This is a genomic window from Myxococcus sp. MxC21-1 (genome assembly GCF_032612255.1).
GTDB classification, from domain to species: Bacteria; Myxococcota; Myxococcia; order Myxococcales; family Myxococcaceae; genus Myxococcus; species Myxococcus virescens.
In genome coordinates, this window is record NZ_CP123278.1 from 1562345 (window position 1) to 1576692 (window position 14348).

Below are 14348 nucleotides of genomic sequence, written 5' to 3' on the forward strand. Positions count from 1 at the left end.
CGCGGGGTTGTCCCGTCGGCTTCCGGACACCGGCTGGCACTGGAAGATAGGCTGCGAGGCGGCTCGGGTTGCCGGGTCGCGCGGGCATCCGCACCGTTGGGAGGCCATGCGTGACCAGGAGGCGTTGACCGAGCAGTCGGGGGACGTGGACACGGGCGCGCCGCGGCGTGCGCCCACGCCCCCAGGGCCCGTGCCGGAGCATGGGCCGGTGTGGAGCCCCAACGCCTCCGGGCTGCTCCTGTCGCGCTACTACCTGCCGCGCCGCCACGGGGTGGTGCAGGGCAACGCATGCCAGCTGCTGCGCGACGGCGTGGAGGCCTACCCGGCGATGCTGGAGGCCATCCGCGGGGCGCGCCGTTACGTCCGCATGGAGACGTACATGTTCGTCTCCGACGCCGTCGGCGAGCTGTTCGGCGAGGCGCTGGCGGAGGCGGCCGAGCGCGGCGTGCACGTGAAGGTGTTGTACGACGCGGTGGGCTCCTGGACGAGCCGCCGGAGCTTCTTCGCCGGGCTGCGCGCGCGGGGTGTGGACATTCGCGCCTTCAAGCCCTTCAGCCTGTCACGCGGGCTGCGGCACTTGCTGCGGAGGGACCACCGCAAAATCCTGGTGGTGGACGGTGAGGTGGCCTTCACCGGGGGGGTGAACATCTCCGCCCACTGGGCGCCCGCGGAGATTGGCGCGGCGTGGCGGGATGACGTGCTGCGCATCGAAGGGCCGGCCGTCCACGAACTGGAGCGGTGTTTCTCCGCCACGTGGCGGATGATGTTCCAGGGCCGCTTCCACCGGCTGACCCGGCGGCTGGAGCGCCTGCGCAACCCACCGCCCCGGCCCGGCACGGTGGGGCTGGCGGTGTTGTCCAGTCGGCGAAGCATCCACCGGGCCTACCTGCACGCCATCCGCCGGGCCCGGCGCAGCGTGCTGGTGGCCGCCGCCTATTTCATTCCGGATCGGCGCATGGTGATGGCGCTGCGCGAGGCGGCCCGGCGTGGGGTGGAGGTCCATCTGCTGCTCAACGCTCGCAGTGACCACCCCATCCTGGAGTTCATGGCCCGGGCCTTCTACGAGCGGCTGCTGAGCGCGGGCGTCCGCATCTTCGAGTGGCAGCGCGGCGTGCTGCACGCCAAGACGGCCGTGGTGGACGGGGTGTGGGGCACCATCGGTTCTTTCAACCTGGAGCGCCTCAGCCTGGCCTTCAATCACGAGGTGAACGCTGTCTTCGCCGACCCTCGCTTGGGACAGCAACTGGAGGACTCCTTCCGCGGCGACTGCGGGGACTGCCGCGAGGTGACGCTGGCGGAGTTCCGCCGCCGGCCCCTGTGGCAGAAGCTGCTGGAGCGGGCCCTGTCTCTGCTTCGCAAAATCATTTGAGCCACACCGGTCCGCCCCTCAGCGGGCCGCATGGTTCCGATGAGCGGGGCTGCACATCCGCGGCTCGAAGCGTCCGACCCTCAATGCGCTCGCAGGAACCCTTTGCAACGCGTCAACGGGGGGCCTAGAAGTTCCCGCATCCCGCGCAAGGAAGGACGGCAACACACATGACCGACAGTTTCGGCACGAAGTCCCAGCTCAAGGTGGGCTCTGCCACCTATGACCTCTTCAGCCTGGGCAAGCTGGCGAAATCCCACCCGGCGGTGAACCGCCTGCCGTTCTCGCTGAAGGTCCTGCTGGAGAACCTGCTGCGCCACGAGGACGGTCGTGTGGTGAAGCGCGAGCACGTGGAGAAGATGCTGGCGTGGGACCCCAAGGCCACCCCGGACGTGGAAATCTCCTTCCACCCCGCCCGCGTGCTGCTCCAGGACTTCACGGGCGTGCCCGCGGTGGTGGACCTGGCGGCCATGCGTGAGGCGCTGGCCTCCATGGGCGGCAACCCGGACAAGATCAACCCGCGCAACCCGGCCGACCTGGTCATCGACCACTCGGTGCAGATTGACTCCTTCGCGACGTCCGCCGCGTTCAAGGAGAACGCCGAGCTGGAGTTCGAGCGCAACCGTGAGCGGTACGCGTTCCTCCGCTGGGGCCAGAGCGCGTTCAAGGGCTTTGGCGTGGTTCCGCCGGACATCGGCATCTGCCACCAGGTCAACCTGGAGTTCCTGGCGCACGTGACGTTCCGCCAGGGCAGCACCGTGTACCCGGACACGCTGGTGGGCACCGACAGCCACACCACGATGATCAACGGCCTGGGCGTGGTGGGCTGGGGCGTGGGCGGCATCGAGGCCGAGGCCGCGCTGCTGGGCCAGCCGATTACGATGCTGATTCCGCAGGTGGTGGGCTTCAAGCTCTCCGGCAAGCTGCCCGCGGGCGCCACCGCCACGGACCTGGTGCTCACCGTCACGCAGATGCTTCGCAAGAAGGGCGTGGTGGGCAAGTTCGTGGAGTTCTACGGCAGCGGCCTGAAGAGCCTGTCCCTGCCGGACCGCGCCACCATCGCGAACATGGCGCCCGAGTACGGTGCCACCATCGGCTTCTTCCCGGTGGACGAGGAGAGCCTCAACTACCTGCGCTTCACCGGCCGTCCGGACGACCTGGTGGCCCTCACCGAGGCCTACGCCAAGGAGCAGGGCCTGTGGCGGCGTGACGACGCCGAGGACCCCATCTTCAGCGACACGTTGGAGCTGGACCTGTCCACCGTGGTGCCCAGCCTCGCCGGCCCCAAGCGCCCGCAGGACCGCGTGCCCCTCAAGGACATGAAGTCCGGCTACGAGAAGTCGCTGGTGGAGATGCTGTCGGCCGGCAAGAGCAAGGGCGAGGACGAGGAGGGTGGCAAGGGCAAGGCCGCCGCCGCCGCGGTGCCTCCCGAGCGTCTGGCTCAGACTGTCACGGTGAAGAACGGCCGCCAGAGCTACCAGATGGGCCACGGCGCGGTGGTGATTGCGTCGATTACGTCCTGCACCAACACCTCCAACCCGGCGGTGCTGGTGGGCGCGGGCATCCTGGCCAAGAAGGCCGTGGAGCGCGGCCTCAACCCGAAGCCGTGGGTGAAGACGTCCCTGGCCCCGGGCAGCCGCGTCGTCAGCGAGTACCTGCGCGACGCCGGCCTGCTGCCGTACCTGGAGGCCGTGGGCTTCCACATCGTGGGCTACGGCTGCACGACGTGCATCGGCAACTCCGGTCCGCTGACGGAGCCCGTGGCCAACGCCGTCACCGAGGGTGACCTGGTCGTCGCCGCGGTGCTGTCCGGCAACCGCAACTTCGAAGGCCGCATCAACCCGCACGTGCGCATGAACTACCTGGCCAGCCCGCCGCTGGTGGTGGCCTACGCGCTGGCGGGCGAAGTGGGCATGGACCTGGACAACGAGCCGCTGGGCAACGACCCCAACGGGCGTCCCGTGTTCCTCAAGGACATCTGGCCCACCAACGAGGAGATTCAGGAGGTCATCCGCACCTCCGTGAAGCCGGAGCAGTTCCGCAGCCAGTACGCCAACGCCATGGAGGGCGACGCGCTCTGGCAGCAGCTGCCGGTGGGCAAGGGCTCCACGTTCCAGTGGGACGACACGTCCACCTACGTGCGCAAGCCGCCCTTCTTCGACAACCTGCCGAAGGAGCCCAAGGCGACGCAGGACATCCATGGCGCGCACGTGATGGCGCTGCTGGGTGACTCCGTCACCACGGACCACATCTCCCCCGCGGGCAACATCGCCAAGACGAGCCCGGCGGCCAAGTACCTCATGGCCAACGGCGTGGAGCCCAAGGACTTCAACTCCTACGGCGCGCGCCGCGGCAACCACGAGGTGATGGTGCGCGGCACCTTCGCCAACATCCGCCTGAAGAACCTGCTGGTCCCGGGCGTGGAGGGCGGCGTCACCGTCCACATCCCCACGCGCGAGCGGATGAGCATCTACGACGCGTCCATGAAGTACCAGGCGGAGGGCACGCCGCTGGTGGTGCTGGCGGGCGCGGAGTACGGCACCGGCTCCAGCCGTGACTGGGCGGCCAAGGGCACCATGCTGCTGGGCGTGAAGGCCGTCATCGCCAAGAGCTTCGAGCGCATCCACCGCTCCAACCTGGTGGGCATGGGCGTGCTGCCGCTCCAGTTCGAGGCGGGCCAGGACGCGCAGTCGCTGGGCCTCACCGGCCACGAGAAGTTCGACATCACCGGCGTGGCGCAGGACCTGGCGCCGCAGAAGAAGCTCACCGTGAAGGCCACGGGCGAGAGTGGCACCAAGGAGTTCACGGTGGTGTGCCGCATCGACACGCCGAACGAGCTCGACTACTACCGCCACGGCGGCATCTTGCAGTACGTGCTCCGCCAGCTGGCCAAGGGCTAGCGCGGAGAGGAAGGAACCGGCGCCCTGCTTTCCTCGGCGGGCGCTGGTAGCACTACGGCCCGGAGTCGCCCCCGTGGCGCTCCGGGCCGTCGTGTCTTCTAGGGCTCGCGCAGGCGGGCCCAGGCGGCGCGGTAGCGGGCCGGCGCTCGGCGTCCTTGGGCGTCACCGCGGCCAGCCGCCGCACGTCCATGTTGTCTTCCAGATCCGCCAGCTTCACGCGGCGGGCGAGCGCCAGCGGGCGCAGCCGTTCGATGAAGGCCTCGTACGTCTCGTCCTGGCGGCGGGTGAGCGCATCCAGCGCGCCCAGGATGTTTTCCGGGTAGCCCAGCTCACGCAGGCGCTCGAGCGTGTAGGGCGTGTCCTCCACCACGTCGTGGAGGATGGCCACGGTGCGCTCTTCATCCGTGTCCAGCCGCATCATCACCCGCAGCGGGTGGAGGATGTATGTCTGGCCGGCCTTGTCTCGCTGGCCGTGATGCGCGGCCACCGCGAGCGCGATGGCGTCTTCGAGTGCGGGCATGCCCGTCTTCTAACGCCAGACGCCCTCCCCAGGCGAGCGGGGAGGGCGGGCCTTCACGCCGTCACGGCGGCAGGCAGCTGGCCGCGTTCTGGTGGCGGCAGGCGTGCTGCTCCTGGGTGAGGGGCAGCTCGTACACGTTCTGGAGCACCTCGCTGTTCTCCGACACGTCCACCGAGGTGGCCTGGCGCTGTCCGGGCTCCTGCATGACGGCGCTGTATTTCACGCTACCCGTGGGCGAAATCATCACCGCGGTGGCGGGTTCGGGCGGCGGTGACAGCACCGCGCGCTCCTGGTAGCGCGCGTTCTCGAAGGACGCGGCGCAGTTGGGCAGGCCGCTGAGGAAGTCCGCCTGGTAGAAGCGGGCCCGGGCGGCGGTGCTGCTGCACACCTCGCCGTCCTGCGACGGGTAGATGACGTTCCACAGCGTGCAGCTGGCCACCGTGGCCGCGCCGCCCGCCGTCTTGTGGGTGTGGTTGTCCGTGTACTCCAACATCCACCCCGGGCTCTCCGGCGTGGCGCCCGTCGCGGAGCAGGCCCCGGACGCGTCGCAGGTGATGTTCGTCACGTCCACCAGGTCACCGCTGGTGTCGTTGTCGCTGGTGCGGTCGCTCAGGCGTTCCGCGTCGAACTGGCTCGCCGTCATGGGGCCGTCCGCGGAAACAGCGGTGGCATCCTCGGCGAACGTCTGCCCGGCCACGCCGTATACGCGCACGCCGTAGAAGCGATTCTTCCCAATGGCGTTGACGGTGCGGGTCAGCTCCAGGTCCGCGAAGTTGGGCGCCACGTTGCTCACGTCGAGGCAGCGGAAGTGGCCCTCGGCGTCCTTGCCGCACTCCACGCGCGCGGGGCTCATGGAGGTGTAGTCCTGGGGGGCTCCCGGGCAGGAGCGGGCCTCGTGCCGGGTGAACCGGGCCGACACCACCGTCTGGCCCGGGTCGCCACAGGCGGGCTGCGAGGCCGTCCCACGCGTCAGCGTGGACTGTGCCAGTCCCCGCTGCGTCCACTGGTGCCGCGACTGGGTGATGTTCTCGCCGATGCGGTCCACGCGGTAGTCCACCTCCACGTTGCCGCACCCGTAGCGCGCGCAGGCCTGCGGGTTGTCGAAGCGGCAGATGCCGGCCTGGTCATCCAGCAGCGCGTAGCGGTCACCCGTGCCGACGAGCGCGCGCATGGCGCCCGTGCCCGGCTGGATGCCAATGGAGGGCACGTAATAGAAGGGCCACGTGCGCGTGAGGCTGTCGCCCTGGCCGCCCGACGGACCCACGGCGTCCCGGTCCATCTGGAAGGCGCGCGCGGCGCTCCAGTTGCGGATGAGCCGGGTGCTCGGGTCCAGCGCGCCGGGCACGGACATGCGCGCCACCCACAGCTGGCCGCGCATGTCACCGAAGACGGCCGTGTCGAAGAAGCCGTCCTGCTGCACGTTGCCCGCCACGCCGTAGTCCACCAGCGCCACGGGCGCCGCCACGCTGTGCGTGAGGTGCCGCGCGGGCCCGTGCTGCTCGCCGGTGGCGTTCGGGTCGTATTCGAACTTCCACCACAGGTTGTCGGTGCGGCCATTCACCTCGGGGGACCACGCGTCCACCATGTAGATGCCGCGGCCCTTCTCCTGGCCGGGGGACCAGCCGCCCGACAGGGCCACCATCCACCGCTCCTGGGTCTCCACGTTGTAGCGGGACACGGGACCGGCCGCGGTGCCCGCCTCCACCAGCACGGGGCCAATGGGCGGCGGCTTGGGGCTGAGCGAGAAGAGCGTCTTGCCGAAGAGGGCGGCCTCCGGGGAGTTCGGCTGCGGGTACATCCACTGCATGCGGGGCGCGCCGAAGCGGCCGGTGCCCGAGTCCGCGCGCAGCTCCAGTGCCAGGTAGTGCACGCCGCCGCGTCCCTCCGAAATCACCGCCATCGTGTGGTACTCGGTGGACTGCTTGATGCCGTCCGGCTGCGAGCCGTCCGAGCCGTCCGCCCACACGTCGCGCACCATGATGTCGCCGTCCACGTAGTACTGGTGGCCGGCCGCCATCTCGTGCAGGCGCGACAGCAGGTCGGGCGGGATGAAGGCCCACTCCTCCTCGCCGTTGCTGGGCGAGTACTCAATCATGGGCAGGCCGCCCTCGCAGTTGTCGTTGCTCGCGGTGCTGTCGCGGAAGGCGTGCAGCATGCCGTCGTTGGCGCCCACCAGCACCAGCTTGTCGCGGCGGCGGTAGCGGTGCAGGTACGCGTCATACGCGTCCACCTCCACGGTGTTGCCGCAGCGGCTGATGCTCTCCGTGGCGAGCGGTGTGGGCGACACGCCCAGTTGCTGGCTGTAGAGGGTGCGCGTGCACTGGTTGCTCATGCCCAGGTTGCACAGGAACTTGTCCATGGGCGGGTCCACCAGCACCGGCGCGGAGTGGAAGATGTCGCCCAGCACGGAGCGGCGCACCTCGGTGCGGTTGCCGTTGCCGTCCTCGTCCGCCAGGTCCTGGCCGCGCACGTATTGGATGAGCGTGCGCACGCAGATGTCGTTCAACCAGGTCTGCGCCTGCGTCAGGTTGCCAAAGCCGGGCACCGCGACGCTCATGGCCGCGGCGGCCTGCTGGGGCGTCAGCCGGAGGCCCGTCATCAACGTGCCCGGGTCGATGTCCAGGGGGCTGAGCGACAGCACCTTCGGGCAGACGGGGGTGCCGAGGATGCCGAAGTAGCTCTTCAGCACCTCGCGGTTCTCCACGGTGAACTCGATGGGCGTCGCCGTGTTGTCCGCGGCGGTGATGCGCCCGTCCTGGTTGCTGTCCGTCACCGTGTAGATCTTCCGGCTGCTCAGTGCCCGGGCCAGCAGCGCGCGGCGCGCCTCCCAGAACTGGTTGGCCGGGGTGCTGCCTCCGTCCTTGACGAAGTTGCCGGATGTGTCCTCGACGACGATGTCCCCGTCCCGGTCCACGACGAAGATGTCGTCCATGTCGCCGTCGCCGTTCTTGTCGACGCCTTCCACGAACTCGTTGAACTGGTTGAAGCGCCACAAGTCGCCGCGCCAGGCGCTGTCACCGGAGGCGGGCGACATGCGCGGCATCAGCGCGCTGAGCGTGGAGCTGCCCGTCTGGAACGAGGAGATGGCCGCGGCGGCGAACGCGATGTTCCGGTTCTGCACGTCGTCGACGATGGCCTGGAGCGCCGTCTTCAGCTGGCTGGAGTTGGTGGCCGCGTAGAATCGCCCGCCGCCCGCGTCCGCGGTGACGCGCAGCAGGTTGATGGCTCGCGTGTTCGTCAGCGCGAAGCCCACGGTGTAGGTGGCCACCGCCTGCGACCCGGCGAGCTCTGGCCGCAGGTCGTTTGTCCACATCCACTTGGCGATGCGGTGGATGTGGCTGTTGGAGTCGCCGCTTTTGGCGCCCTGGCCCGCCGCGGCGCAGTTGGAGCAGGGGACTTCCAGGTTGCGCACCTGGACAGGGACCTGGGCGGAGTCGCTGTCGGGCTCGTTGGGCTCTCCGTCCGTGAGCAGAATCATGGCGTTGAAGCCGCAGGTGAAGCAGATGGCGGCTTGTCCGGGCGCGGCCTCGTCGTTGAAGCCCGAGTCGCGCAGGTAGTCACTGCCGAACCAGCCGGGGAACGGGTCGCTCCCGGCGGAGCGGAAGTAGGTGCTGGCGCCCCACATGGCCTGTGTCAGGGGCGTGCCCGTGTTGAAGCGCAGCCCGTTCCGCATCTTGATGAGCAGGTTGTTGCGGTGATCTTCACGCTTCGCGCCGCTGAGCGAGTCGCCGCAGCTGGGACCGAAGCGCTCGAAGCGCACCACGTCCTGGCCGCTCCACTTCACCGTGCCGGTGGCTTCGCTGCTCGCGGAGAACGTCACCACGCCGAAGCGCGTGCGCTCTGAGTCCTTGAGCACCTGGCTGATGACGTTGACGGCGGAGTGGCCGCGCGGCGAATAGAAGTTGAGGAAGTTGCCGGAAGCCACGCGCTTCTCTTGCGTGTATTGGAAGTAGCCCTTCGTCGCGAGGCACTGCGCGCACGCGGCGCGCGCGGCGGCCTGGGTGGTGTTGTTGCCGGAGTCCACCACCTGGGCGCACGCCTCTGCCGCGGTGCCACTGATGACCGTGTTGGGCGGCGGCTCGTTGAATTTCACCGGGTTGCGGGTCATCCCGAAGCTGGACTGCGTGGTGCTGCCGTTGCCATCGAAGCGGTAGTAGTTGGTGGGCACGAACCAGGGCGAGTCCTGGTTGGTCAGCGACAGCCACATCCGCGGGTACGCGACGTTGGCGTCGTAGTTCAGCTCGTCGATGTTGGCCTGGCGGCAGCCGGGGAAGGCGCCGGAGCTGTTTTTGGTATAGCTCTGGTTGTCGTTGTTGCTCCAGGCGATGGGCCAGTACGCCATGGAACCCGACGTATCCAGGATGATTAGGATGTTGGGCGGGCCGCTGGGGCTGGTGAAGAAGCGCTCGTCGCTGCCGCGCGCGGGGTTGAGCAGCGCGTCCAGGCGAGAGGTGGACTGCAGGCTGCAAGACGCCGGGTCCTGCGCGAGCGCGCCAGGGGCGGCCAGCAGCACGGACAGGGCTGTCAGGGTGGAGAAGAGTGCCTTCATGGGGGGGCTCGGGGAAGGACGGGGGCGGAAGGGGTCAGATGCCGAAGCGGAAGACGAACTCGGTCTCGGCCTGGCGGCCTCCGGGCTCGTCACACATGACGACCACGCGGTAGTAGCTGCCGCCGGCCGTGCCTTCTCGAAGGGTGTTGGCCGCGTCGCTCACCTGGTCCTTGCCGCTGCTGAACGAGGACGAGGCGAGCACCGCCGCGGTGGGCGCCGACGCGGTGTCACCCAGGTGGGCGGTGCGCATGACGCTGCTGTCGGCGACGACCTGGTCGTCTTGCAGCACCTGCTCCAGGCTGATGCTGGTGACGGGCACGGCGCCGGTGCCGAAGACCTTCAGCCGCGACAGCAGGTAGCGCCGCGCCGTCTCCGCGCAGGCCTCCACGCGGTCGCTCCGCGTCTTGGCCACGGCGGCGGACTGGTTGCGGCCGGTGAAGGTGATGGCGCCCACCACGAGCAGCAGCAGCACCGTCAGGGCAATCAGGGTGATGGCCAGGGCGCTGCCCCGGCGTGAGGCGAAGTGGGTCATGATGGTTAGCCTCCCCAGACGTTCTTGATGTCACCGGCGACGCCTTCGGCGCGCAGCTCGGGGATGAAGAAGGCGCGGGACGTCATGTTGGGAATGCGGACGGACGTCTCCACGGTGGTGCGGAAGAACATGTCCTCGGGATTCACGGGGTCCGCGTTGAAGAGCCTGCGGCCCTGGTTCTTCGTGCCGGAAGGCAGCGGGCGCGCCGAGCGCACCGTGAGGCCCACGCCCACCGAACGGATGTTGGCCGGGTTCATGTTGTAGCGGAGGGGCGCGTCGTACGGCGTGCTGTACGTGGGCGCGGGAACCTGGTCGTCGTTCTTGGGCAGCACGACGGCGTCCTCGTCACCCAGCACCCAGGCCATGCCGCTGCCCACGGCTCCGTCGGGAGCGGGCAGGCCGGCGCAGCACGCGGAGTTCGCGGGCGGCCGGTTCATCTGGTAGCTGACCTGGAAGGACTCCACGTCCACGGCGATGGGGTCGAAGTCGGCGTTGGCCGCCCAGCCGTGCTTCAACACCAGGTACGGGCGCCCGCCGAACGCCTCCACGCGTAGCCGCTTCTCATGCACCAGCATGACGAAGGGCATGCGGCCGGTGTCCGTCATGCAGGACCTGGGCACATCGCCCGGGAGGCCCGCGGCGAGCGCGATGTTCAGCGTGGCGCTGGTGCCATCCGCGGCAACGTCCGCCGCCAGCCGCCCGAGGAAGTAGTCCTGACCGCCTGGACAGGCGATGAGCATGGCCTGCCCCTGGCGCAGCGGCTGGCCGAAGGTCGCGGCGGGCGCCAGCGCCAGTTGGAAGGGCTCCGCGTCGATGTTGGCGAGCTGGCCGCGGCGCAGGAACATCGGGTCGCGGTAGCGGAAGGCCAGGTCGTCGGTGACGAAGTTGCCCCAGTCCGCCACTTCCTCCGTGTAGTTGTCCTTGCGGGCCTCCGGCAGGCCCACCGTGTCGAAGCCGAAGGCGATGGCGGGGTCCAGCCCATAGCCCGCGTAGCGCAGCGTGCGGTTGAGGAAGTCGGTGCCGACGCGGCTGCCTTCGACGGCCGTCTTGGAGACGGTGTTGTTCTGGAAGATGTTGTTGACGGCGATGATGGTCCCCGCCACCGCCAGCAGCACCACCGAGGAGACGGTGATGCCGACCAGCAACTCGATGAGCGTGAAGCCGCGGCGCGCGTGTGTCCTGGGGTTGTTCACAGCTCCACCCCCGCGCCGTTCTCCGCCGGGTTGTAGAGCGCGACGAACTGCTTGACGTAGCGGCGCTGGCCGGCGCTGCGGAAGGACACCACCACCGCGACCGAGTCGATGGCCTGCGCCGGCGTCCAGACGAGGACGCGGCGGTAGTGCTCGCTCTCCTCCGGCGAATAGCCGGGCACCACGCGGAGCAGCGGGTCTCCGGCCGCGGTCTCGAAGGCGTCCAGGTCCACGACGCAGGCGTCGGGCAGGGTGGAGAGGCCGCCGGCCAGCTCGAGCGTCTCCGCGGCGCCGGCGCAGCGCGCGCTGGACAGCGGCCCGGTGTCCGCGAAGAGGCGCGCGCGCCCCTGGAGCTGGAGGCCGGAGCGCACCTGCGAGGCGATGGCGCTGGCCTGCGACAGGCGGTTGGCGGCGGCGTTCTGATGGCTGGCGAAGATGAGCCCGCCGAAGACGCCGCTGATGCCCATGGCGAGGATGGCGGCGGCCGCCATGCCTTCGATGAGCGTGGCGCCGCGCACGTGGGCTCGGCGGGATGCGGGATTCAGGCGCCTCACTTGTTGACCCTCATGTCGACGAAGCCAACGGGCGCGGAGACGGCGAAGAGGTATTCGCGCTGCCCGTCGGTGGAGAGAAGGGCCAGCGACGCGGCCCGATTCACGGTGCCGTTGCCGGCGGGGATGACGGGCTGGCCCGCGCCGTTCACGAAGCGCGCGGAGCCGTCACTGCGGAAGACGATGGCGCCCCGCCGCGGCGCGCCGCTGCAGAAGCAGTCCGTGGGGGCCAGGCCCTCGAAGATGCCGGTCCACTCCAGGTTGCCGCTGGCGCCGAAGCGCACAGTGCGCTGCGAGTAGCGATCCAGGTACATGGAGTCCATCAACCGGCCCTGGTCCGCGGAAGGCTGGATGGCCAGCGGGGGCGAGAAGGTGTCGAAGCTCAGCTGTCCGCCGGCGCCCGCGGCGGCCCCGAAGTCGCGCAGGCGGTCCTCCAGCAGGAACCAGGCGCCATTGCCCGCGCCGGCCTGACCCTCCGGATTGATGTCCGGGTAGATGATGAGCCACACGTCGGCCTGACGGTCCACGGCGCGGGCCCGGGCCTCGGCGAGCGCGCCGGACAGGTCGGCGGCCGCGTTCTGCGGCCCCGCCCGCGCGCTGAGCTGCGCGTAGCCCGCGTAGGCCAGCGCGGCCAGCACCGCGATGATGGCGAGGACGATGCTGACCTCCAGCAGCGTCATTCCGCGTGCGTCGCGCCGGCTCACTTGGCGACCTCCACGCGCACGCTCAGGGGCTGCCTGCTGCCCTGGCGCCACACGAGCACCTCGGACACGCCCAGGCTCAGCCCCTGGACCATGATTTGATTCGGCTCACCGAGCGACGCCTCGACCACCGCGGAGGACTGGACCCTCACGCGCTCGGCGTTCTCCACGATGAACTGCGTCTGATGAAGGGGCTCCACCTTCACCACCAGGCCGGACGGCTGCGCGTTCTTCGCCTCGACGGCGTAGTCCGGCTCGGGCGCGGCGGCGGAGGGGGCGGTGGCGGCGTCCTGGGCCCACGCGGCGGAGGCGGCCAGCGTCAGCGCCAGGGGCGCCCACAGCTTCCAGCGGGGCGCGCGGGCACGGTACTTCTGGGAAGGCGTCGGAAAAACCGTGAGCAAGGGCATGGGGGAATGTCCTGCGGGCACAATGACCCCTGGGGGCTGGGGCAATGGAGACACGCGGGTGTCTTTGCACACCTCGTGCCTCCCCGCCTGGTGAGCCAAGTCCCCGACACTCCATGGCAAATTCCCAGGAGGAGGTCCCTGCGAGCAGCAAATGACCTCGCAACGTCTGCGAGCCCGCAAACTTTAGGCGCACCCTGACTGTCCGGCGACAGGGTGACTGGAGTCCGAATGGACCCTGGGTTACCAGCCGGATTTGCTGTTTCTCAGGGCCTTCTTTTCGGAGGTGCGCTTCTTGCCTTCCAGGCGCCGCCGCTTGGAGCCGGCGGTGGGCTTGGTGGCCCGCCGCACCTTGGGCACGAAGGTGAGGACCTTGAGTCCCTCGCGCAGACGCTCCAGCGCCACGCCCTTGTTCTGCGCCTGGCTGCGGCGCTCGGTGGCGCTGACGGACAGCTCGGTGGGGGCATGCGTGAGGCGCACGCCGCTGGCGGTGGTGTTGCGGTGCTGGCCCCCGGGGCCCGAGGCGATGAAGTAGTCCACCTCACACGCCTTCAGGAGGGACTCGTCGTCCAGCTTGAGGGCGTCCAGCGCGGCCTGCCGGCGGGTGGGTGAAATGCTCATGGCTGTCTTCAAGGTATCCCTCCCAGGCCCCTTCGTGCACCGCTTGTCGTGCGTGCAGGCCCCGGCGCTGGACGGGGCTCCGTCATCCGTCTGACGGGGGATTTCAGGTTGGCCGGGGTGGGCTCTCGAATGGATTCGGGCATGAGGCGGCTCCGGGACGAGGCCCCCTGATGCCAGTGGGGGGGCCCCGGGGCCGTGGGCCGCTCTGGAGGGCTGCGGCGTGCGCCTCGCGAGGTGGTGCTAGCGCACGTTGATGGTGGTGCCCGTGCTGGCCTGCCGTCCGTCCTCGCTGGTGGCGGTGATGGAGGCGGCGACGGGCACGCGGGTCATGCCGCGGTCGGTGTCGATGTAGGGCTCCACGAACGTCTGGTCCGCGGGGATGGTGACGGTGGGCATGCTGATGCGGCGGGTGGGCGACTCCAGGGCGACGGTGACGGGGCCGGTGAAGCCCTCCGCCCGCGTCACGGTGATGCGCACCTTCTCGTTCTGACCGGCGAACAGGTCCAGCTGGCGCGGCTCGATGGTGACGGAGAAGTCCGGCTGGGCCACGGGGGGCGGAAGAATGACGAGGAAGATGTTGGCGCTGGCCGCGAACGTCTCCGTGGCGTTGGTGGCCATCAGCAGGGCGCGCATCATGCCCCGGGCCTGCGTGTCCTGCGCCACCGAATAGGTGGCGGTCGCGGTGACGCTGGGCTCGCCCTCGGGCAGGACGATTTCCGGCGTGAGCGTCACGCCCTCGGGCGCATTCTGGAGGTTGAGGCGGAACGCGCTCTGGTCGTCGCCCTCTCGCCGCACGGTGATGTCCACCGGAAGGCTCTCGCCCGGAATGGCGGTGAGGGTGTCGGGGAGGTCGAAGGCGATGCGGAAGAAGGGCCCGTCGCTGCCGCAGGACAATGCGAGCGCGCTGCCGACGAGGAACAGGCCCCCGATGAGGGACCGGCGGAGGGATGGGGTCATGTTCTTGAATCTCCTGGTGCGTGCCAGCATCCGTCCACCGTGGCACCCGGGCAAGCC

General features: G+C 69.6%; 10 protein-coding genes and 1 pseudogene. 2 read left to right on the forward strand and 9 right to left on the reverse strand.

Features of this window, described 5'->3' with window-relative positions; all coding sequences use genetic code 11:
* The first annotated feature begins 106 nt into the window (after positions 1–106).
* Both QEG98_RS07410 and acnA read left to right on the forward strand, forming a co-directional pair.
* Positions 107–1369, forward strand: coding sequence for a phospholipase D-like domain-containing protein (locus tag QEG98_RS07410; protein WP_316566217.1), 1263 nt, complete (start codon positions 107–109; stop codon positions 1367–1369).
* A 167-nt stretch (positions 1370–1536) separates the two neighbouring features.
* The gene (acnA, locus tag QEG98_RS07415) at positions 1537–4266 is read left to right on the forward strand and encodes an aconitate hydratase AcnA (protein WP_316566218.1); all 2730 of its coding nucleotides are present in this window, start codon (positions 1537–1539) and stop codon (positions 4264–4266) included.
* 98 nt (positions 4267–4364) lie between these two features.
* Here acnA and QEG98_RS07420 read toward each other — a convergent pair.
* The 9 genes and pseudogenes from QEG98_RS07420 to QEG98_RS07460 all read right to left on the reverse strand — a co-directional run bounded on the left by QEG98_RS07420 (position 4365) and on the right by QEG98_RS07460 (position 14291).
* Positions 4365–4786, reverse strand: a pseudogene (locus tag QEG98_RS07420) (GTP pyrophosphokinase).
* A 61-nt stretch (positions 4787–4847) separates the two neighbouring features.
* Positions 4848–9335 (reverse strand): PilC/PilY family type IV pilus protein, encoded by a 4488-nt coding sequence (locus QEG98_RS07425; RefSeq protein ID WP_316566219.1) that lies wholly within the window; start codon positions 9333–9335, stop codon positions 4848–4850.
* Positions 9336–9369: 34 nt separating this feature from the next.
* Complete coding sequence (locus QEG98_RS07430; RefSeq protein WP_011551483.1) at positions 9370–9867, reverse strand: hypothetical protein; 498 nt, start codon at positions 9865–9867, stop codon at positions 9370–9372.
* A gap of 5 nt (positions 9868–9872) precedes the next feature.
* A complete protein-coding gene (locus QEG98_RS07435) occupies positions 9873–11060 on the reverse strand; it encodes a PilW family protein (RefSeq protein ID WP_316566220.1) in 1188 nt (395 codons plus the stop codon).
* Positions 11057–11611 carry a prepilin cleavage protein gene (locus tag QEG98_RS07440; protein ID WP_316566221.1) on the reverse strand — a complete coding sequence of 185 codons (555 nt, stop codon included), beginning with the start codon at positions 11609–11611 and terminating at the stop codon, positions 11057–11059. Before QEG98_RS07440 ends, QEG98_RS07435 begins: the two co-directional genes overlap by 4 nt.
* Positions 11608–12312 carry a prepilin-type N-terminal cleavage/methylation domain-containing protein gene (locus QEG98_RS07445; protein WP_316566222.1) on the reverse strand — a complete coding sequence of 235 codons (705 nt, stop codon included), beginning with the start codon at positions 12310–12312 and terminating at the stop codon, positions 11608–11610. Before QEG98_RS07445 ends, QEG98_RS07440 begins: the two co-directional genes overlap by 4 nt.
* Positions 12309–12716: a pilus assembly protein N-terminal domain-containing protein gene (locus QEG98_RS07450; RefSeq protein ID WP_316566223.1), complete on the reverse strand. Its 408-nt coding sequence runs from the start codon at positions 12714–12716 to the stop codon at positions 12309–12311. Before QEG98_RS07450 ends, QEG98_RS07445 begins: the two co-directional genes overlap by 4 nt.
* Positions 12717–12956: 240 nt before the next feature.
* Positions 12957–13334, reverse strand: coding sequence for a peptide chain release factor family protein (locus QEG98_RS07455; RefSeq protein ID WP_090484601.1), 378 nt, complete (start codon positions 13332–13334; stop codon positions 12957–12959).
* A gap of 240 nt (positions 13335–13574) precedes the next feature.
* Complete coding sequence (locus QEG98_RS07460; protein WP_228558094.1) at positions 13575–14291, reverse strand: hypothetical protein; 717 nt, start codon at positions 14289–14291, stop codon at positions 13575–13577.
* Between the last annotated feature and the right edge of the window lie 57 nt (positions 14292–14348).

Coding starts and splice junctions, on each gene's coding strand:
- QEG98_RS07410 (WP_316566217.1), top strand. CDS start 107: ATGCGTGACCAGGAGGCGTTGACCGAGCAGTCGGGGGACGTGGACACG.
- QEG98_RS07460 (WP_228558094.1), bottom strand. CDS start 14,291: ATGACCCCATCCCTCCGCCGGTCCCTCATCGGGGGCCTGTTCCTCGTC.
- QEG98_RS07455 (WP_090484601.1), bottom strand. CDS start 13,334: ATGAGCATTTCACCCACCCGCCGGCAGGCCGCGCTGGACGCCCTCAAG.
- QEG98_RS07450 (WP_316566223.1), bottom strand. CDS start 12,716: ATGCCCTTGCTCACGGTTTTTCCGACGCCTTCCCAGAAGTACCGTGCC.
- QEG98_RS07430 (WP_011551483.1), bottom strand. CDS start 9,867: ATGACCCACTTCGCCTCACGCCGGGGCAGCGCCCTGGCCATCACCCTG.
- QEG98_RS07425 (WP_316566219.1), bottom strand. CDS start 9,335: ATGAAGGCACTCTTCTCCACCCTGACAGCCCTGTCCGTGCTGCTGGCC.
- acnA (WP_316566218.1), top strand. CDS start 1,537: ATGACCGACAGTTTCGGCACGAAGTCCCAGCTCAAGGTGGGCTCTGCC.